This is a genomic window from Pseudomonas sp. NY11955, from assembly GCF_048068035.1.
Taxonomy (GTDB): Bacteria; Pseudomonadota; Gammaproteobacteria; order Pseudomonadales; family Pseudomonadaceae; genus Aquipseudomonas.
This window is the reverse complement of record NZ_JBLUPS010000016.1, coordinates 96,504-116,116: the sequence shown is the minus strand read 5'-3', so window position 1 is coordinate 116,116 and position 19,613 is coordinate 96,504. Positions and strand designations below refer to the sequence as shown.

At 64.0% G+C, this 19,613-nt stretch carries 15 protein-coding genes; 10 read left to right on the top strand and 5 right to left on the bottom strand.

Annotated features, from left to right (window positions below; genetic code table 11):
- Window positions 1-236 precede the first annotated feature (236 nt).
- The 4 genes from speA to ACNFBR_RS24525 form a co-directional block, all read right to left on the bottom strand.
- A complete protein-coding gene (speA, locus tag ACNFBR_RS24540; RefSeq protein WP_416737152.1) occupies window positions 237-2,150 on the bottom strand; it encodes an arginine decarboxylase in 1,914 nt (637 codons plus the stop codon).
- A 151-nt stretch (window positions 2,151-2,301) separates the two neighbouring features.
- Window positions 2,302-2,673: a translation initiation factor Sui1 gene (locus tag ACNFBR_RS24535; RefSeq protein WP_416737151.1), complete on the bottom strand. Its 372-nt coding sequence runs from the start codon at window positions 2,671-2,673 to the stop codon at window positions 2,302-2,304.
- 296 nt (window positions 2,674-2,969) lie between these two features.
- Window positions 2,970-3,506, bottom strand: coding sequence for an NUDIX hydrolase (locus tag ACNFBR_RS24530; RefSeq protein WP_416737150.1), 537 nt, complete (start codon window positions 3,504-3,506; stop codon window positions 2,970-2,972).
- Between the two features lie 2 nt (window positions 3,507-3,508).
- Entirely contained in the window at window positions 3,509-4,576 is a 1,068-nt protein-coding gene (locus tag ACNFBR_RS24525) for a DUF2333 family protein (RefSeq protein WP_105948281.1), read from the bottom strand.
- Window positions 4,577-4,824: 248 nt separating this feature from the next.
- Between ACNFBR_RS24525 and ACNFBR_RS24520 the strand changes: the two genes are divergently transcribed.
- The 6 genes from ACNFBR_RS24520 (at window position 4,825) to accC (ending at window position 13,039) form a co-directional block, all read left to right on the top strand.
- Entirely contained in the window at window positions 4,825-6,183 is a 1,359-nt protein-coding gene (locus tag ACNFBR_RS24520) for a diguanylate cyclase (RefSeq protein WP_416737149.1), read from the top strand.
- Between the two features lie 216 nt (window positions 6,184-6,399).
- Entirely contained in the window at window positions 6,400-8,361 is a 1,962-nt protein-coding gene (locus ACNFBR_RS24515; RefSeq protein WP_416737148.1) for a methyl-accepting chemotaxis protein, read from the top strand.
- Window positions 8,362-8,700: 339 nt separating this feature from the next.
- Window positions 8,701-10,470: a protein-disulfide reductase DsbD gene (locus tag ACNFBR_RS24510; protein WP_416737147.1), complete on the top strand. Its 1,770-nt coding sequence runs from the start codon at window positions 8,701-8,703 to the stop codon at window positions 10,468-10,470.
- Window positions 10,471-10,649: 179 nt separating this feature from the next.
- Window positions 10,650-11,105: a type II 3-dehydroquinate dehydratase gene (aroQ, locus tag ACNFBR_RS24505; protein ID WP_003255330.1), complete on the top strand. Its 456-nt coding sequence runs from the start codon at window positions 10,650-10,652 to the stop codon at window positions 11,103-11,105.
- Between the two features lie 99 nt (window positions 11,106-11,204).
- Window positions 11,205-11,666 carry an acetyl-CoA carboxylase biotin carboxyl carrier protein gene (gene accB, locus ACNFBR_RS24500; RefSeq protein ID WP_110745197.1) on the top strand — a complete coding sequence of 154 codons (462 nt, stop codon included), beginning with the start codon at window positions 11,205-11,207 and terminating at the stop codon, window positions 11,664-11,666.
- Between the two features lie 17 nt (window positions 11,667-11,683).
- Window positions 11,684-13,039, top strand: a complete 1,356-nt coding sequence (accC, locus tag ACNFBR_RS24495; RefSeq protein WP_085676829.1) for an acetyl-CoA carboxylase biotin carboxylase subunit — start codon at window positions 11,684-11,686, stop codon at window positions 13,037-13,039.
- A 65-nt stretch (window positions 13,040-13,104) separates the two neighbouring features.
- Here the strand turns inward: accC and ACNFBR_RS24490 are convergent, their stop codons facing one another.
- The gene (locus ACNFBR_RS24490) at window positions 13,105-14,958 is read right to left on the bottom strand and encodes a sigma-54-dependent Fis family transcriptional regulator (protein WP_416737146.1); all 1,854 of its coding nucleotides are present in this window, start codon (window positions 14,956-14,958) and stop codon (window positions 13,105-13,107) included.
- A gap of 283 nt (window positions 14,959-15,241) precedes the next feature.
- On the opposite strand from ACNFBR_RS24490, the gene ACNFBR_RS24485 reads away from it, so the two are divergent.
- Genes ACNFBR_RS24485 through ACNFBR_RS24470 form a run of 4 tightly spaced genes read left to right on the top strand, consistent with a single transcriptional unit; the run spans window position 15,242 to window position 19,456 of the window.
- On the top strand, window positions 15,242-16,297 hold the full coding sequence (locus ACNFBR_RS24485; protein WP_416737145.1) for an ATP-NAD kinase family protein: 1,056 nt from the start codon (window positions 15,242-15,244) through the stop codon (window positions 16,295-16,297).
- Between the two features lie 22 nt (window positions 16,298-16,319).
- Window positions 16,320-17,297, top strand: coding sequence for a thiamine pyrophosphate-dependent dehydrogenase E1 component subunit alpha (locus ACNFBR_RS24480; RefSeq protein WP_416737144.1), 978 nt, complete (start codon window positions 16,320-16,322; stop codon window positions 17,295-17,297).
- Between the two features lie 33 nt (window positions 17,298-17,330).
- Complete coding sequence (locus ACNFBR_RS24475; RefSeq protein ID WP_114167874.1) at window positions 17,331-18,353, top strand: alpha-ketoacid dehydrogenase subunit beta; 1,023 nt, start codon at window positions 17,331-17,333, stop codon at window positions 18,351-18,353.
- Window positions 18,350-19,456, top strand: a complete 1,107-nt coding sequence (locus ACNFBR_RS24470) for an acetoin dehydrogenase dihydrolipoyllysine-residue acetyltransferase subunit (protein ID WP_416737143.1) — start codon at window positions 18,350-18,352, stop codon at window positions 19,454-19,456. The genes ACNFBR_RS24475 and ACNFBR_RS24470 overlap by 4 nt, the downstream gene beginning before the upstream one ends.
- Window positions 19,457-19,613 lie beyond the last annotated feature (157 nt).

Sequence of the window (19,613 nt, the reverse complement as noted above, 5' to 3'; positions counted from 1 at the left end):
CACATTTGTTGCAACGTGGCCATGCCTGTGGGAGAGGCGTTGTCAGCCTTGGTGCAAGGCTTGAGGCAGGTGGGGCGGCAGCGATGCCACCTCAGAAATCCAGCCAGCCCAACAAGGCTGGCAACCATGGCCTTTCAGGTTCGGCACGTTGCAACAAATGTGGGAGCGGCCTTGTGCCGCGAAGCGCCGCGCGGGCGGCGCTCGATCTCACAGGCAATACAACACTCAAGACTTACTCAAGAAGACAAGTACGAAGACCGGGTCAGCCCCAGGCGCAACGCATCCAGGTACTGGGTCCGCTCACGCGCGGTGATCTTGGCGCTGGCCACCTTGTCGCGGTAGTGCGTCATCAACTCCTCCGGCGACAGGTGCACGTAGCGCAGCATGTCCTCGATGGTGTCGTGGGTCTCGATACCGGCGTGGTACACGCTGCCGTCGGCATTCTGGTAGATGTTCACCGAGTCGGTGTCACCAAACAGGTTGTGCATGTCGCCCAGGATTTCCTGGTAGGCCCCAACCAGGAACACGCCGAGCAAGTAGTCCTCGCCCTCCTTCACCGCATGCACCGGCATGCTGGTCTCGATGCTCTGCTCGTCGACGTACTGGTTGATCTTGCCGTCGGAGTCGCAGGTCAGGTCCTGCAATACCGCACGGCGCATCGGCTCTTCGTCCAGGCGGTGCAGCGGGATGATCGGCAATACCTGGCCGATGGCCCAGGTGTCCGGCAGGCTCTGGAACACCGAGAAGTTGCAGATGTACTTGTCGGCCAGCTTGTCGTTCAGCTCGTCCAGCACCTGGCGGTGCGAGCGCTGGCGGGCTTTCAGCGAGTTGTGCAGGCGGCGGCACACGGCAAAGTAGCACTGCTCGGCCAGGGCCTTCTCGCCCAGGCTGATCTTGCCATCGGCATACTGCGCGGCCACGTCACCCATATAGTGGGTGGCGCGCCAGTAGGTCTCGGTGACCATCTCGATGTCGGTCGGGCCAAGCAGGTCGACCAGCCATTGCACGGTCTCGGGCAGGGCTTCCTTGTTTTCGATGGTCGGCACCTCGTCGTTGTGCTTCTCGACGTCGGTCACCTGGATCACCAGCATGGCGTGGTGCGCGGTCAGCGAGCGGCCACTCTCGGAGAAGATATGCGGGTGCGGCAGGCCCTGCGCGTCGCAGAACTCCTTGAGCATGCCCACCACCACGCCGGCGTAGTCGTCCATGTCGTAGTTGATCGAGCTGGCATTGCGCGAGTGGGTGCCGTCGTAGTCCACGCCCAGGCCACCGCCAACGTCGATGTGGTCGACCGGCAAGCCCAGCGCACGCAGTTCGCCGTAGTAACGGATCGCTTCCTTGAAGCCGTGCTGATAGTCGGCCAGGTTGGCGATCTGCGAACCCATGTGGAAGTGCAGCAGGCGAATCCCCTGGTCCAGACCCGCATCGCGGAAGCGCTGTACCACCGAGAGCAGCTGGGCGGCAGACAAACCGAACTTGGACTTTTCGCCACCGGTATCGGCCCACTTGCTCGAAGCCAGCGAAGACAGGCGTACGCGCAGGCCGACCTGAGGCTTCACCTTGAGCTCGGCGGCCTCTTCGATCACCAGCGCCACTTCCGACTCTTTCTCGATGACGATGAACACGTTGTGGCCGAGCTTCTGGCCCATCAGCGCCAGGCGAATGAACTCACGGTCCTTGTAACCATTGCAGACGATGGTGCCACCCTTCGGTGCCAGCGCCAGCACCGCCAGTAGCTCGGGTTTGGAGCCGGCTTCCAGGCCGATGGAAACGTTTTGCGTGGCGATGATGTTTTCCACCACCGCTTCCTGCTGGTTGACCTTGATCGGGTACAGCGCGGTGTACTTGCTCTGGTACTCCAGGCGCGCGATGTTGGCGTCGAAGGCACCGGTCAGCTGGCGTACGCGGTCCTGCAGAATGTCGGGGAAGCGCACCAGCAAGGGCAGCGACAAGCCGCTCTGGCGCAGTTCGTCGACCTGTTCGAACAGGTCGATAGGCGCGCTTTGAGGGCCGTTGGGGCGTACTTCGACGCGCCCGGCTTCATTGATGGCGAAATAACCAGCGCCCCAATGGCGGATGCCATAAACACTGCGGCTGTCGGCCACGGTCCATTGGCTACCATCGTCTTTGCGTGTGCGTCGTACGGACATTCAAGTCCCCTATAGATAAGTCGAAGACACTGCCCCGCAGGCAGCGGAGCGAGTGTAAAAGCTGAAAATGACGATTCATCCGTGCTCAGGCATAGACCCTGGCCACGGGAGCGAGTTTAGAAAGCGCTGGGCAAAAAATCGCGCGATGGCCTCAGCCGCCGGACTTTTTCGCCTTGAAACCCTGTTTGGTCAGCTCGCCGATCAACAGCTCGACATGGTCGCCCTGGATCTCGATAACCCCGTCCTTCAGGGCACCGCCGGTACCGCAGCGGCGCTTGAGCGTTGTCGCCAGCTCTTTGAGCTGGTCAAGCGGCAGCGGCACGCCGGTGACGGTAGTCACGGTCTTGCCGCCACGGCCTTTGCTCTCACGGCGCACACGGGCAATGCCGTCGCCTTCGGGGATGATTGACTGCTTGCAGATGCAGGCGTCCACCGGCTGACCACAGTCAGGGCAGTGCCGACCGGCGTCGGTGGAGTACACGAGACCGCCTAGGGCGGAAAAGGAAGAAGCTTTCTTGGCCACTTTTGTTCCTCTGTGCTGAGGACAAAAACTGGTCGTGCCTTGGGGTTGAGGCCGACCGCGAAGCCCCACTCTGGCAGGGGCGGCGCTACTGCCGCAAGACTTGCGACAGCCCGAAAAGGGCGCGCAGTGTAACGATAAATGCAGCCGTTGCTAAGTACAGGATTGCGGCATTTTGCGAATGTTTTGCGACTATTCGCGGGCACGCCCGCTCCCACCGCTACGGCGCCGCTCCAGAAAACTGCACATTCCCTGTGGGAGCGGGCGTGCCCGCGAAAGGGCCGGCACTGCCAGCGCAACTATCCCAGGCTGGCTTTATAGCGCTGCAAAGCCGCCAACGAGTCCGGGCAATAAGGCTTGCTGAGGCTTTCCTGCTCAGCCTGCTCAAGGCCAATGAACCGCGCTTCGATCACCTCTTCCGGTTGCAAACGCAACGGCGCATCCGACACCGCCGAATACACTGCACACCACAAGCGGTTGTCCGGCTGGTCAAAGTAGAACCGCTCGTGAAAGCGCAGCTCGGCGCCTTCAATCCCCAGCTCTTCGGCCAGCTCGCGCGCCGCCGATTCGGCATAACCCTCCCCGGCCGTGACCATCCCGCCCGCTGCCACATCCCAATACCCCGGGTACAGCGCCTTGCTCAAGGTACGCCGGTGCACACACAACTCACCAGCACTGTTGAACAGCAGAATGAACGTACAACGGCCGATCAGGCCTCGCTCGCGCAGTTCGGCGCGGGGCAAGGCGCCCAGCACCTGGTCGGTTTCGTCCACCCAGGTGACCAGCTCGCGGTCGGAAGCCGCCCGGTGGGCGGCCTCGGTTGGGCTGATAGCCATCATCAGCCCTGCGACAGCAACTGACGCAGGTCGATGACTGCGGCGTTGGCCCGGGAAATGTAGTTGGCCATGACCAACGAGTGGTTGGCCCACATGCCGAAGCCGCTGCCGTTGAGCACCATCGGGCTCCACAACGGCTCTTGCGAGGCTTCCAGCTCACGAATGATCTGGCGCACGCTGACCGTGGCGTTCTTCTTCGCCAGCACGTCGGCAAAGTCCACCTCGATGGCCCGCAGCAGGTGCGACAGCGCCCAGGCCTGGCCACGGGCTTCGTAGAACACGTTGTCGATTTGCAGCCATGGGGTTTCCACCAGCTCCTCATCCACCTGCGGCGCCTGGCCGGCAACTACCGACTCGGTCTTCAGCGTGCTATTGAGCTTGACCCGGCCAACGCTGGCCGACAGGCGCTGCGACAGCGAGCCCAGGCGGGTGGCCACGTCACCCAGCCAGTTGTTCAGGTTGTCGGCACGGGTATAGAAGATCGCGCCCTTGTCGCCGGCAGCCAGACGGGTCTGGTAACGGGCAAGCGACTTGATGCCCTCTTCGAACTCCGACTCGCTCGATGGCAGGATCCAGCTCTTGTTGTCGAAATTGAAACGCGGCTCGGCCTTGGCCAGGTCGGCGTCTTCGGTGGACTGCGACTGCGAACGGGCGAAGTCCTTGCGCAGCGCGCGCGACAGGTCGCGTACCTGGACCAGCACGCCGTATTCCCAGCTTGGCATGTTGTCCATCCACAGCCCTGGCGGGAAGCGGTCGTTGGAAATGTAGCCGCCCGGCTTGTTCAGCAAGGTGCCGGCCACGGTCTTGAGGGTTTCGAGGGTGGTGTAGCCCACCACCATCTGCTGGCCAGTGCGCTCGGCAGCGGCCTGGGCATTCTGCTGCACCGGGAACAACGCGGGCTCCTGGCTCCAGTACCAGCCCAGGCCGATACACACCAGCAGGTACAACCCGATCAGGGTCCCCAGGGCACGGCTCCACAAGCCGCCAAGGTAGCTACGGGCGGCAGCGCCGCGGCCGTCGACACGCTCACGGGGCTCGGCTTTGGCCTCGCGGTTTTTCCAGTCCAGCATGGCTTTGTCCTTAATCAGTCACGACGGTTCAGGGGCTTTGACCACAGGCCTGCGCCAGGGTGCCACGGCAAGCCCGCGTGGCAGCACTATAAAGCAGACACCACCGTACGCATAAGCGACCATTGAGTCAGTAACTGAATATTCGTTCTGGCGGCTTTGTTGATGCAGGGCACTCACGCAGCTGAAAAGAGCTGCTAGCATAGAGCCATCATTGCCCCTGCACATCCCAACCTATAAGTAGCCAGGACATGAGCCAAGCAGTCGAGCCGCCCCCGCAGTGCCCCGTCCAACAGCTGACGCGTAACGGCCTGCGCAAGGACGACCCGCTCGACCCGCTGCTGCTGCCTCCCCCGCGCAAGCCGGTGTACATCTTGCTGCAGGATCACGAACGTGCCCAGCGCCTGGCCCAGCAACTGGAATTCTTTGGCCTGGTGGTGCAAGCGCTGCCCAGTGCCGCGGCGTTTCTCGCCTCGATCAGCGAGTATCCGCCTTCGGCCGTCATCATGGATGTCGACTTCACCGGCACGGGCCAAGGCCTGCTGCTGGCCGCCCAGGTGCAGCAGGGCCAGACGCCGCATGTGCCACTGCTGTTCTTCAGCCATCACGAAGCCGACACCCCTACCCGCCTTGCCGCCGTGCGCGCCGGTGGCAAGGACTTTCTCACCGGCAGCCTGGAGGCTTCCAGCCTGCTGGAAAAGGTCGAACTGCTGACCAACGCCACCCCGCACGACCCGTTGCGCGTGCTGATCATCGACGACTCGCGCACCCAAGCCTTGTACACCGAACGCGTGCTGGCCGGCGCCGGCATGCTCACCCGCAGCCTTACCGACCCGATCCGCACCATGGCCGAGCTTGCCGAATTCCAGCCCGACCTGATCATCCTCGACCTGTATATGCCGGCCTGTACTGGCCCGGAACTGGCCAAGGTAATCCGCCACAGCGACCGCTATGTGAGCGTGCCGATCATCTACCTGTCTGCCGAAGACGACCTGGACAAGCAGCTGGATGCCATGAGCGAAGGCGGCGATGACTTCTTGACCAAGCCGTTTCGCTCACGCCACCTGATCACCACCGTGCGCAACCGCGCCGCCCGTGCCCGACACCTGAAGGCGCGCATGGTACGTGACAGCCTGACCGGGCTGTACAACCACACCCATATCCTGCAGTTGCTGGAAGACTGCAGCTTCCGCGCCCGACGTGAGCAGCAGCCGTTGAGCTTTGCCATGCTCGACATCGACCACTTCAAGAAGATCAACGACCGCCACGGCCACCCCATGGGCGACCGGGTGATCAAGAGCCTGGCGCTGTTTCTCAAGCAGCGCTTGCGCAAGACCGATTTCATTGGACGCTATGGTGGCGAGGAGTTCGCCATCGTCATGCCCAATACCGCGCTGGACGCGGCACACAAGGTGCTGGACGAAATTCGTCGGCGTTTTGCCGAAATTCTCTACCCGGCGCAGCCGCGGGATTTGCAGTGCACCTTCAGTGCCGGGGTGGTGCAGCTGGATGAGGGGCTGGATGCACTGACCATGGCCAGTGCGGCGGACGAAGCGCTGTACCGCGCCAAGCATGCGGGGCGCAATTGCGTGGTGCGCGTAGAGCCCTGAGGCGTTAGTAGGCGGTACTGGCCTCTTCGCAGCACAAGGCTGCACCTACAGGCAACGCGCGCCCTGTAGGAGCAGCCTTGTGCTGCGAAGAGGCCGCAACAGACGATAAAGGCACAGTGCCACTTTTTTTCTGGCGCCAACCCCCTGTCGTCATCACCCCGTCACAAAATCGCAATAACTTCAGGCGCCACTCCCCTCCGCAGGAAGCTCGCGGCTATGCGCCTGAAGTGGCTAACCAATTTCAACACCCTGTTGCTGGTGACCGTGTGTTTCGCCCTGGGCGCCACTCTGTGGTGGTCCCAGCGAGCCCTGGAGCGCCCCTACCAGATGATGGAGCGCTACCTGGGCCTGTCCCAGCAGTTCCAGAGCCAGGCGGCAGGCAACATCCAGGCCTACCTGGGCAACGGCGACGCCCTGCGCCATGCCGCCGCCATGGAGGCCAACCAGCAGCTGCAGGCCGCCCTGGCCGACTGGCCCGTGGAGCTAGCCGCGAGGTTACGCCCCAGCCTGGACAGCCTGCAGGCCTTCACCGCCAATGAATTGCTGGCCGCCGGCAAGCTGGCTGGCGACCCACAAGCCCTGCTGCTGCAAGCCGAGCGGGAACTGGGGGCGAACTTCGAGCAACTGGCCAGCTACGCCCGGGACAGCGGCAATGCCGAGGCCAATAGCTACTTGCCGCCACTGCTCGACGCCACCCTGCACCTGGGCCGGCTGTCGCTCGCTCGCGACAAGCTGGTCAGCAGCGGTCGCCCGGAGCTGGCCGACGAAGTAGAGCGCGAGTTGCAACTGATCCGCGCCCAGGCCCAGGTGGTCGACAGCCTGCCCCTGCTCGGCGTAACCCGCCCCGCCGAATCGGGCGCCGACGACTTCGCCGCAATGATGGGCCTGCAATCCCAGACCAGCGCCCAGCAGGAAGACATTGCCGTGGGCCTGAAGCGTGAATTGCAGAGCCTGCTCAGCCGCTACCCGGCCGAACTGCAACGCACCCGCGAACAAATCGAACGCCGCGCCGCCCTGGCCGCCAGCACCGGCCAGCGCCTGGAGGCGGTGCAGCAGGCCATCGCCGCGCTGGAACCCGAGGTCCGCGGCCAGCATGGGAAAATCGCTGCCGAGGTGCGCATCATCCAGGGCCTGATGATTGGCCTTATCCTGCTGATCGCCCTGCTGATCGACACCCTGCAGCGGCGCCTGGCACGCACCCTGACCGGTCTGGCCCCAGCCCTGTCGCGTTGGGCCGAGGGCGATTTCGCCCAGGCCATCGCCCTGGGCAAGACCAACCGCGAGCTGCACGATATCCAGGCGTCGCTCAACCGCCTGCGCCAGTACCTGGTCGAGCTGGTCGGCACCATCCGCCACAATGCCGAGCAGGTGGCCGGCAGCAGCCACGCCCTTGCGGGCATGAGCGCCGCCCTGCACGACGGCGCTGAGCGTCAAGCCGGCGATACCGGGCAGATCCGCGATGCTCTCGGTGAACTGGAGGCGACCATCCAGCAAGTGGCCGGTGATGCCAGCGCCGCCGCCGACGCCAGCCGCGATGCCGGGCGTGCGGTGGAACAGGGCCAGGCGGTCATTGGCCAAAGCCTGTCGGGCTTGCGTGAATTGGTCGATGAAGTGCAAGGCAACGCCCGCATGATCGAGCAACTGGCGGAGGAGTCGGCCACCATCGGCGGCGTGCTGACGGTGATTCGCTCGATTGCCGAACAGACCAATCTGCTGGCGTTGAACGCCGCAATCGAAGCGGCCCGGGCGGGCGAGATGGGCCGTGGCTTTGCCGTGGTGGCCGATGAAGTGCGTTCGCTGGCGCAGCGCACCACGGGGGCTACCGGTGAGATTCAGGTGTTGATCGACCGCTTGCAGCAGGCAGCCAGGAGCTCGGTGGCCGGTATGCGCGCACAACTGGAGCATGCCGAGGCCACGGCGAGCCGGGCGCAGGCAGCGGATGGGGCGCTGGATGAGATTGTCTGTGCCATTCGTACCATTTCGGACACGGCGGTGCGGATTGCCGATGTAACCGCGCAGCAGAGTGGCGCGGTGAGCGAGATTCGTGACCACAGCGAACGGATTCATGAGTTGGGTGAAGACAACCTGCAGCGTATTGGTGAGGGCCGTGAGCAGGGCGAGCAGTTGCTGGGGCTGGGCGGTGAGCTGAACCGGGCGGTGCGGGCGTTCAGGGTCTGAGCTGGATCTTTCAGCGCCTGGGAGATCGAGCGCCGCCCGCGCGGCGCATCGCGAGCGAAGCTCGCTCCTACGTTTGTTTCGGGCCAATTATTTCTGTGCGATTTGCGCGCGAACGCCTTGGCGCATGGCTCCATATCGCGTCGTACAAACAAGGCGGTCGCGCGCGTTGGTGCAGGCGTTACTGGCCCGAAACAAACGTAGGAGCGAGCTTCGCTCGCGATGCGCCGCGCGGGCGGCGCTCGATCTCCCAGGCGCCACACATGTCATGGCAGGCACTACTGGCCCCAACCCCCATCAACTCCGCTATCATGCCAGCACGTTCCACCTCGCGAGTCCGCCATGCGCCGCCTGTTTTTCCTGCTGTTCCTGCTGCTGGCCAGCCCTGCGTTCGCCACGGGCCTGCTCGACAACCGCCCCAGTGCCACCCTCGGCGCCGCGTCGCTGGCCAACAACGCCGACTTCCTGCCGGTGCACGAGGCCTTCAAGCTCAACCTGATCCAAGCCGATGCGCAAACCATCAAACTGCGTTTCATCGCCACCGATGGCTATTACCTCTACCGCCACCGTTTCCAATTCCGCACGGAACCGGCCGACATCGCCCTGGGCACGCCGAACATCCCGAAGGGCGAGGCCAAGCACGATGAATTCTTCGGCGACGTCGAGGTGTACCACGGCGTGCTCGACATCGAGCTGCCGCGCAACGACCCGCGCGCCTTCACGTTGCTGGTGGGCTACCAGGGCTGCGCCGACAAGGGCCTGTGCTACCCACCGGAAACCGCACGCCTGAGCATCGATGGCGAAGGCGTTGCCAACGCCCCCAGCACAAGCGAACACGGCTGGAACTGGAAATCGCTGCTGCTGTTCTTCCTCGCCGGGGTCGGCCTGACGTTCACCCCCTGCGTTTTGCCGATGCTGCCGATCCTGTCGGGTGTGGTACTGCGCGGCCAGGTTGGCGGCCTGCGCGGGCTGTCGCTGTCACTGGCCTACGTGCTGCCAATGGCGGCCAGCTTCGCGGCACTCGGCGCCCTGATGGGGCTGTTCGGCGCTGGCCTGAACCTGCAGGCGCGCCTGCAGTCGGCCTGGGTGCTGGTGCCCTTCGCGCTGTTCTTCGTGCTATTCGCCCTGGCCATGTTCGGCCTGTTCGAACTGAAGCTGCCCCAGGCCCTGAGCAACCGCCTGAACAACGTCGCCAACCACACCCGCGGCGGCTCGCTGCTGGGCGCAGCCATACTCGGCGTGCTCTCCAGCCTGTTGGTTTCTCCGTGTGTATCGGCGCCGCTGGCCGGTGCCCTGTTGTACATCAGCGCCAGCGGCGATGCCCTGGGCGGCGCACTCAAGCTGTTCGCCCTGGGCTTGGGCATGGGTGCACCGTTGCTGCTGGTAGCCACCGGCGGCGCAGCCTGGCTGCCGAAAAGCGGCCCTTGGATGAATACGGTGAAAAACGCCATCGGTGTGTTGCTGCTGGGGCTGGCGATCGGCTTGCTCAGCCGTGTGCTGCCAGGCCCTGTGACCTTGCTGCTGGTCGGTTTCCTCGCCGCTGGCGTGGCCCTGTTCCTCGGCGCCCTGGAGTTCGTCGTCAAGACCGCCCCGCAGCGCCTGGCGCAACTGCTCGGCCTGGCCTTGCTGGTGTACGCGCTGGCCTGCTGGTACGGCGCCCTCAGTGGCCAGGGCGACCCTCTGCGGCCACTGCCTGTTGCAACACCGGCCGCTAGCGGTAGCCCAGCAGCAAAAGCCGATGCCTGGCAGACCCTCACCACGCCTGACGCTTTGGACGCGGCTTTGGCACAAGCCAAGGCCGCCGGCCAGCCCGTGCTGCTGGACTGGTACGCCGACTGGTGCATCAGTTGCAAGGTGATCGAGCACGAGGTGCTCAATGCCCCCCAGGTACAGACGCACCTAGCCGGCTTCAAACTGCTGCGTTTCGACATCACCGAAAGCAATGCCGAGCAACGCAAACTGCTCGACCGCTACCAGCTGTTCGGTCCGCCTGCCCTGCTGTTCTTTGCCGCGAACGGCAGCGAAATTACCGCCGATCGGGTGATTGGCGAGATAAACGCCGCTGAATTTGCACAAATTCTGACACGCGTACGCGGCAAAGTCGGTCTATAACTTCCCGCGAGCCCGGAAAAATCCTGAAATCAGTGACCGGATTTAATTATTTGGTCACATATTTCGCGTGAATCTCGGACATCGTGCTGGCTATTGCCGGGAACTGGACACTTGCCGTCGCTTTACGGCACACTCGCCGCGCTGTGTCGAATTGCCCTACAAATCCAAGGAATCCGCAGATGGCAACGCTACTGGTGCTCCACGGCCCCAACCTCAACCTGCTCGGTACTCGCGAGCCAGGCCACTACGGCGCCGTGACCCTGGCCCAGATCAACCAGGACCTGGAGCAACGTGCCCGCGCCGCAGGCCACCATCTGCAGTACCTGCAGAGCAATGCCGAATACGAACTGATCGACCGCATTCACGCCGCACGCAACGAGGGTGTGGACTTCATCCTGATCAATCCGGCTGCTTTCACCCACACAAGCGTCGCATTACGTGACGCATTGCTTGCGGTGAGCATCCCATTCATCGAAGTGCACCTGTCCAACGTGCACAAACGCGAACCGTTCCGTCACCACTCCTACTTTTCCGATGTCGCCGTAGGGGTGATCTGCGGTCTGGGCGCCAGCGGTTATCGCCTGGCCCTGGAATCCGCGCTGGAACAACTGGCTGCCAACGCACAGCCCAAATGATGAAAACCCTGGCCTAAGTGGGCCGGGGTTCGAGAGAAACGTTCCGATACGTTTTTTTGTATTTCGCCCCCTGACCGAACCTTTGGGAGTTGATGATTAATGGATATCCGTAAAGTCAAGAAACTGATCGAGCTGCTGGAAGAGTCTGGCATCGACGAACTGGAGATCAAGGAAGGCGAAGAGTCGGTCCGTATCAGCCGTCACAGCAAGACCCCAGCTGCCCAGCAGTTCTACGCACCAGCACCAATGGCTGCCGCCCCGGCCGCTGCCCCGGTTGCCGCTGCAGCCCCAGCCGCCGAAGCCGCTGCTGCTGCCCCGGCCCTGAAAGGCACCGTGATCCGCTCGCCAATGGTAGGTACCTTCTACCGCAAGCCTTCGCCGACCTCGCCGAACTTCGCTGAAGTTGGCCAGTCCGTGAAGAAAGGCGACACCCTGTGCATCGTCGAAGCCATGAAGATGATGAACCACATCGAAGCCGATGTTGGCGGTGTCATCGACGCCATCCTGGTAGAAGACGGCCAGCCGGTTGAGTTCGACCAGCCGCTGTTCACCATCGTTTGAATCGCGGAGAGCCAACGATGTCTGGGAAGCTCGAAAAAGTCCTGATCGCCAACCGCGGGGAAATTGCCCTGCGGATCCTGCGTGCCTGCAAAGAGCTGGGCATCAAGACCGTCGCCGTGCACTCCACCGCCGACCGTGAACTGATGCACCTGGGCCTGGCAGACGAATCGGTCTGCATCGGCCCTGCATCGTCCAAGGATTCCTACCTGCATATCCCGGCGATCATCGCTGCCGCCGAAGTGACTGGCGCCACCGCGATTCACCCGGGTTACGGCTTCCTGGCGGAAAACGCCGACTTCGCCGAGCAGGTGGAAAAATCCGGCTTCGCCTTCATCGGCCCGAAAGCCGACACCATTCGCCTGATGGGTGACAAGGTTTCGGCCAAGGACGCGATGATCAAGTCGGGCGTACCGACCGTACCGGGCTCCGATGGCCCGCTGCCGGAAGACGAAGAAGTCGCCCTGGCGATTGCCCGTGACGTCGGCTACCCGGTGATCATCAAGGCCGCCGGTGGCGGTGGTGGTCGCGGCATGCGCGTGGTGCACAAGGAAGAGGACCTGATCGCCTCGGCCAAGCTCACCCGTACCGAAGCCGGTGCTGCCTTCGGCAACCCGATGGTCTACCTGGAGAAGTTCCTGACCAACCCACGTCACGTGGAAGTGCAGGTACTGTCCGACGGCCAGGGCAACGCCATCCATCTGGGCGACCGTGACTGCTCGCTGCAGCGCCGTCACCAGAAGGTACTGGAAGAAGCGCCAGCCCCGGGTATCGATGAGAAAGCCCGCCAGGAAGTGTTCAAGCGCTGCGTCGATGCGTGCATCGAGATCGGCTACCGTGGTGCCGGCACTTTCGAGTTCCTGTACGAAAACGGCCGCTTCTACTTCATCGAGATGAACACCCGCGTGCAGGTTGAGCACCCGGTGTCGGAGATGGTCACGGGTATCGACATCGTCAAGGAGATGCTGAGCATCGCCGCTGGCAACAAGCTGTCGTTCCGCCAGGAAGACGTGGTGATCCGTGGCCACTCGCTGGAGTGCCGGATCAACGCCGAAGACCCGAAGAAGTTCATCCCGAGCCCAGGCAAGGTGAAGCACTTCCACGCACCGGGCGGCAATGGCGTACGTGTCGACTCGCACCTGTACAGCGGTTATTCGGTTCCGCCGAACTACGACTCGCTGATCGGCAAGCTGATCACCTACGGCAAAGACCGCGACGAAGCCATGGCGCGCATGCGCAACGCCCTGGACGAGATCGTCGTCGACGGCATCAAGACCAACATCCCGCTGCACCGCGACCTGGTGCGTGATGAAGGTTTCTGCAAAGGCGGCGTCAACATTCACTACCTCGAGCACAAACTGGCTAGCCAGGAGTGATCGTGTAGTGTGATGTACCCAAAACCCCGGACGTGTTCCGGGGTTTTTTTATGCCTGCCAGGGCCCTAGCCTTTCATCCGCGGCATGTCGATACGGTGCTCGTGCACGCGCCGATACAGGGTAGCCCGCGAAATCCCCAATGCCCGCGCCGCGTCGGCCGGCTTCCAGCGATGGCGGATCAGCGCATCCAGCAACAACTGCCGGGCCGGGCAGGAGACGCCACTTTCGCTCGAAACGGCTGCCTCGCCCCGTACCTCTTGTGGCAAGTCCTGCAAGCGAACCTGGCCGCCTTCACTCACCGCACAGGCATAGCGCAGCACCTGCCGCAGCTGGCGCAAATTGCCCGGCCAGCGATAAACCAACAACGCTTGCAGCGCATCATCGGCCAACACCACCTCCACCCCACAAGCCTCGGCTTCTTCGGCCAGTAATTGGTGAATCAACCCCAAGCGGTCCTCGCGCTCGCGCAGCGGTGGCAACTCGAAGCGGGCATTGGCCAGGCGGAAATACAGATCCTCACGGAAACGCCCATCCTCCACCATCGCGGCCAGATCGCGATGGGTGGCGCAGATCACCTGGATATCCACCCTCTCCCGCCGCGCCGCGCCCAACGGCGCCACTTCGCCCTCGGCCAGCACGCGCAACAAACGGGTTTGCAATTGCAACGGCATGTCGCCGATTTCGTCCAGGAACAGCGTGCCGCCATCGGCCTGCTGCAACAGCCCTTGCATGCCCTTGCTGGAGGCCCCGGTAAAGGCGCCTGCCACATAGCCGAACAGCTCGCTTTCGATCAGGCTTTCCGGGATGGCCGCGCAGTTGAGTGTGACGAACGGGCCGTCGCGGCGCAGGCTTTGCTGGTGCAACTGGCGGGCGAAGACTTCTTTGCCTGCCCCGGTTTCGCCTAGCACCAGCACTGCCAAGCTGCAGTCCTTGACCCGCGTGGCCAGCCGCAGATGCTGCTCGATCCGGACGTCCTGGGCCTGGCGCAAGGGCTGCGCGCGCTGGCGTCGTTGCGGCGCGCTGACCCGGCCATACAACCCCCCCAAGCCAGGCAGTCGCTGGGCTGACGACGCGCTCACCCGGCGCAGCTGGTCGAGGTCGAACAGCTCGCCAATATGCTCGGGCAAACGCCCCAGGCGCTCCACCAACCGTTGCCGCGCCAGGCTGTTGATCGCCTGCAAGCGGCCATCGGCATCCCAGGCCAGCAGGTAATCGGGCTGGCTTTCCACATAGCCTGGCGTGCCATGGGCGCGCATCACCCAATGGCCCTGGGCGCTGTGCATGAAGAAAGCGTTTTCGATCTCGCGGGCGGTTTGCTCGACCAGTTGGCGGATCAGATGCTGGCTGCGCCGATCGTCTGGCGACTGCAAGGCCGACACATCCACTACACCCAGCAGCTCACCCAGCGGATCGAACACCGGTGCGGCAGTGCAGGTCAGGCCGATGAACGCGGCGCGAAAGTGGTCGCGTTTGTGCACCGTGACCGGAGCCTTGCTGGTCAACACTGCCGCCACGCCACAGGTGCCCTCCTCGCCCTCCGACCAGCAGGTACCCAGGTACAGCCCGGCCTTGCGGCAGTCGTTGCGGATGGCCGACTCGACCCGGTAATCGATGGTGCGCCCCTGGGCATCGGTCAGCAGCACGCAGTAATCGGCGCCGCGCACTCGTTCATGCAGGCGTGCCACGGCATCACTGGCAATGCGCAGAAACAGCTCGGCGCGTTCGCGGCATTCGTTGAGCAGGCTTTGCGACAGAATACGCGGCCCCTGCTGGGAACCGGGGTCGAGGCGGTAGACATCCATGGAGCGGCGCCAGGAATCGAGGATCAGCGGTGGTACCGGCGCCTGTGGCAGGCGATCGGCATTCTTCAACACCCTGCTGACGCAGTCGACATGGGCTCGGGAGTTCGCGGCAAGCATTCAGGCCCTCCGGTTCTCGTTGCTGTTTTTATCGTTGTCGGGCCATTAAGCGCCTCCGGGCATGCCCCGACAAGCACTGTGTGATTACCGGCTGGCTTGAGACGTAGCGTCTCAGCGTCTCGGCCAGGCCACGTCCGCGCTGGCACCCGGCGTCTCGCCGACACAACCGCGAAGGCCTGCCCGAACACGACCAAAGCCCTCTAGCCCGGCCACTTCAGTTAACGCAAAGAAAACTGGCACCGCGCTTGCTCCTGCCCTTGCAAACAAAAATACGAGGTGCGCCATGCCGCTACCCGCCCCGAGTGTCGGGATCATTGCCAACCCTGCTTCTGGCCGCGACCTACGCCGCCTGACCGCCAATGCCGGGCTTTATTCGAGCACCGACAAGGCCTCGGCGATTCAGCGCCTGCTCGCTGCCTTCGGCGCCACCGGCATCGGCCAGGTGTTGCTGCCCAGCGACATGACCGGCATCGCCGCCGCCGTGCTCAAGGCCAGCCAGGGCCCGGGGGCCCGCGATCAGCACTGGCCTGCCATCGAGATACTCGACCTGCCGCTGACTCAAACCGTGGCCGATACCCGCCTGGCCACGCGGTGCATGGTCGAGCGCGGCGTGGCGATGATCGCCGTGCTCGGTGGCGATGGCACCCACAAGGCGGTCGCCGCCGAAGCAGGCGACGTACCGCTGCTGACCCTGTCCACCGGCACCAACAACGCCTTCCCGGAACTGCGTGAAGCCACCAGCGCCGGCCTGGCCGGCGGCCTGCTGGCCAGTGGCCGGGTACCGGCCAGCATCGGCTTGCGCCGCAACAAGCGCCTGCTGGTGAAAGTACCCGAACAACAGCTGACCGAGTGGGCCTTGGTCGAGGTGGCGGTGTCGCCGCAACGCTTCATCGGTGCCCGCGCACTCAGCCGCAGCGAGGACCTCTGCGAAGTCTTTGCCTGCTTCGCCGAGCCCCACGCCATTGGCCTGTCGGCCCTGTGCGGGCTGTGGTGCCCAGTATCGCGCCACGACCCGCACGGCGCCTGGGTACGGCTGAACCCCGGCGCCGAGCAAGCGCTGCTCGCGCCGCTGGCCCCCGGCCTGCTGCAAGCCTGTGGCATCACCGCCAGCGGCCCGCTGACACCGGGTGTCGCCCATCGACTGAGCCTGGCCAGCGGCACCCTGGCGCTAGACGGCGAACGCGAAATCGAATTCGCGGCGCATGACACGCCCACCATCACCCTCGATCACCAAGGCCCACTCAGCGTGGACGTCGAGGCCGTCCTGGCGCATGCCGCCCGCCATCACCTGCTGGCCGTCCCTCGTGGCCACCGGCTGCACCCCGCAAACCCGTGTTGAGACAACCCTGGAGAACAACAAGATGTCCAATCAACTCAGTACCGAACAACTGCTGCATGCCTATGAAGTGATGCGCACCATCCGTGCCTTCGAAGAACGCCTGCACGTGGAATTCGCCACCGGCGAAATACCAGGCTTCGTTCACCTGTATGCCGGCGAAGAGGCGTCGGCCGCCGGCGTCATGGCCCACCTGCGCGACAGCGACTGCATCGCCTCGACCCATCGTGGGCACGGCCACTGCATCGCCAAGGGCGTGGACGTGTACGGCATGATGGCCGAGATCTACGGCAAGAAGACCGGGGTGTGTGGCGGCAAGGGCGGCTCGATGCACATTGCCGACCTGGAAAAGGGCATGCTCGGTGCCAACGGTATCGTCGGCGCCGGCGCACCGCTGGTGGCCGGCGCGGCACTGGCGGCCAAGCTCAAGGGCCGCGATGACGTGTCGGTGGCCTTCTTCGGCGATGGCGCTTCCAACGAGGGTGCCGTGTTCGAAGCCATGAACATGGCGTCGATCATGAACCTGCCGTGCATCTTCGTGGCCGAGAACAACGGCTACGCAGAGGCCACGGCCTCCAACTGGTCGGTTGCCTGCGACCACATCGCCGACCGCGCCGCCGGCTTCGGCATGCCAGGGGTGACCATCGACGGCTTCGACTTCTTTGCCGTGTACGAGGCCGCCGGCGCTGCCATCGAGCGCGCACGGTCCGGGCAAGGCCCGTCGCTGATCGAGGTCAAGCTCAGCCGCTACTACGGCCATTTCGAAGGCGATGCGCAAACTTACCGCGCCCCCGATGAAGTGAAGAACCTGCGCGAATCCCGCGACTGCCTCATGCAGTTCCGCAACAAGACCACCCGCGCAGGCCTGCTCGACGCCCAGCAACTGGACGCCATCGATGCCCGCGTCGAGGACCTGATCGAAGACGCTGTACGCCGCGCCAAATCCGATCCCAAGCCACAGCCCGCCGACCTGCTCACCGACGTCTACGTCGCCTACCCCTGAGCCGCGGATTACAAGAACAACAGGAGAACCACCATGGCAAGAAAGATCAGCTACCAGCAGGCCATCAACGAAGCCTTGGCCCAGGAAATGCGCCGCGACGACACGGTGTTCATCATTGGCGAAGACGTTGCCGGCGGTGCTGGCGCACCCGGCGAGGATGACGCCTGGGGTGGCGTGCTGGGCGTGACCAAGGGCCTGTACCACCAGTTCCCGGGCCGCGTGCTCGATGCGCCGTTGTCGGAAATCGGCTACGTCGGTGCCGCCGTCGGTGCCGCCACCCAGGGCCTGCGCCCGGTGTGCGAACTGATGTTCGTCGACTTCGCCGGCTGCTGCCTGGACCAGATCCTCAACCAAGCCGCCAAATTCCGCTACATGTTCGGCGGCAAGGCGGTCACCCCGCTGGTGATGCGCACCATGTACGGCGCCGGCCTGCGTGCGGCAGCCCAGCACTCGCAGATGCTCACTTCACTGTGGACGCACATTCCCGGCCTGAAGGTGGTGTGCCCGTCTTCGCCCTACGATGCCAAGGGCTTGTTGATCCAGGCCATCCGCGACAACGACCCGGTGATTTTCTGCGAGCACAAGCTGCTGTACAGCATGCAGGGCGAGGTGCCGGAAGAGGTGTACACCGTGCCGTTCGGCGAAGCCAACTTCCTGCGCGATGGCGACGACGTGACCCTGGTGACCTACGGGCGCATGGTGCATGTGGCGCTGGAGGCCGCCAACAATCTGGCCCGCCAGGGCATCGACTGCGAGGTGCTGGACCTGCGCACCACCAGCCCGCTGGACGAGGACAGCATTCTGGAAAGCGTGGAAAAAACCGGCCGCCTGGTGGTGATCGACGAAGCCAACCCACGCTGCTCGATGGCCACCGACATCAGCGCGCTGGTGGCGCAGAAAGCTTTCGGCGCACTCAAGGGCCCGATCGAGATGGTCACCGCGCCACACACCCCGGTGCCGTTCTCCGACGCCCTGGAAGACCTGTACATCCCTGACGCGGCGAAGATCGAAGCCGCTGTGCGCAAGGTGATCGAAGCTGCAAGGAGCGCCGCATGAGCCAGATCCATACCCTGACCATGCCCAAGTGGGGCCTGTCGATGACCGAGGGCCGGGTGGACACCTGGCTCAAGCAGGAAGGTGACGAGATCAACAAGGGCGACGAAGTGCTGGACGTCGAGACCGACAAGATCAGCAGCAGCGTCGAGGCGCCGTTCAGCGGCGTACTGCGCCGCCAGGTGGCAAAACCGGATGAAACACTGCCAGTCGGCGCATTGCTGGCGGTGGTTGTCGAAGGCGAAGCGCTGGAGTCCGAGATCGATGCGGTGGTGCAGCGTTTCCAGGCCGAGTTCGTCGCCGAGGGTGGCGCCGAGCAGGCCCAGGGGCCGGCTCCGCAGAAAGCGCAAGTGGGTGGCCGCCTGCTGCGCTGGTTCGAACTGGGCGAAGGCGGCACACCGCTGGTGCTGGTGCATGGTTTTGGCGGCGACCTTAACAACTGGCTGTTCAATCACCCGGCTTTGGCTGCAGAGCGCCGAGTGATCGCCCTCGACCTGCCGGGGCATGGCGAATCGGCCAAGGCCCTGCAACGGGGTGACCTGGATGAACTGAGCGAAACCGTGCTGGCCCTGCTCGACCACTTGGACATCGCCAAGGCCCACTTGGCAGGCCACTCCATGGGCGGTGCGGTCAGCCTCAACGTGGCGCGCCTGGCACCGCAGCGGGTTGCCAGCCTGAGCCTGATCGCCAGCGCCGGGCTGGGTGACGCGATCAACGGGCAATACCTGCAAGGCTTTGTCAGCGCAGCCAACCGCAACGCACTCAAACCACAGATGGTGCAGCTGTTTGCCGACCCGGCGCTGGTCACCCGGCAAATGCTTGAGGACATGCTCAAGTTCAAGCGCCTGGAAGGTGTTGATGACGCCTTGCGCCAGCTGGCATCGGCCATCGCCGACGGTGACCGGCAGCGCCACGACCTGCGTGGGGTGTTGGGGCAACACCCGGCACTGGTGGTGTGGGGCGGCAAGGACGCGATCATCCCGGCCAGCCATGTCGAAGGGCTTGAGGCAGAAGTGCTGGTGCTGCCGGAGGCAGGGCATATGGTGCAGATGGAGGCGGCTGAAGAGGTGAACCGGAGGATGACGGAATTCTTGCGGGGGCATTGAGGGAATGAGGTGCATGCCTTGGGATGGTGTCTGGGCATAAAAGTGCATGCCTTGAGTGGTTAAGCGCCTGGGAGATCGAGCGCCGCCCGCGCGGCGCTTCGCGAGCAAGCTCGCTCCTACATTTGTTTCGGGCCAATTAATCCTGTGGGATTTGCGC

Coding starts and splice junctions, on each gene's coding strand:
- ACNFBR_RS24490 (WP_416737146.1), bottom strand. CDS start 14,958: ATGCTTGCCGCGAACTCCCGAGCCCATGTCGACTGCGTCAGCAGGGTG.
- ACNFBR_RS24510 (WP_416737147.1), top strand. CDS start 8,701: ATGCGCCGCCTGTTTTTCCTGCTGTTCCTGCTGCTGGCCAGCCCTGCG.
- speA (WP_416737152.1), bottom strand. CDS start 2,150: ATGTCCGTACGACGCACACGCAAAGACGATGGTAGCCAATGGACCGTG.
- ACNFBR_RS24530 (WP_416737150.1), bottom strand. CDS start 3,506: ATGGCTATCAGCCCAACCGAGGCCGCCCACCGGGCGGCTTCCGACCGC.
- ACNFBR_RS24475 (WP_114167874.1), top strand. CDS start 17,331: ATGGCAAGAAAGATCAGCTACCAGCAGGCCATCAACGAAGCCTTGGCC.
- aroQ (WP_003255330.1), top strand. CDS start 10,650: ATGGCAACGCTACTGGTGCTCCACGGCCCCAACCTCAACCTGCTCGGT.
- ACNFBR_RS24485 (WP_416737145.1), top strand. CDS start 15,242: ATGCCGCTACCCGCCCCGAGTGTCGGGATCATTGCCAACCCTGCTTCT.
- accC (WP_085676829.1), top strand. CDS start 11,684: ATGTCTGGGAAGCTCGAAAAAGTCCTGATCGCCAACCGCGGGGAAATT.
- ACNFBR_RS24470 (WP_416737143.1), top strand. CDS start 18,350: ATGAGCCAGATCCATACCCTGACCATGCCCAAGTGGGGCCTGTCGATG.
- ACNFBR_RS24480 (WP_416737144.1), top strand. CDS start 16,320: ATGTCCAATCAACTCAGTACCGAACAACTGCTGCATGCCTATGAAGTG.
- ACNFBR_RS24520 (WP_416737149.1), top strand. CDS start 4,825: ATGAGCCAAGCAGTCGAGCCGCCCCCGCAGTGCCCCGTCCAACAGCTG.
- accB (WP_110745197.1), top strand. CDS start 11,205: ATGGATATCCGTAAAGTCAAGAAACTGATCGAGCTGCTGGAAGAGTCT.
- ACNFBR_RS24525 (WP_105948281.1), bottom strand. CDS start 4,576: ATGCTGGACTGGAAAAACCGCGAGGCCAAAGCCGAGCCCCGTGAGCGT.
- ACNFBR_RS24515 (WP_416737148.1), top strand. CDS start 6,400: ATGCGCCTGAAGTGGCTAACCAATTTCAACACCCTGTTGCTGGTGACC.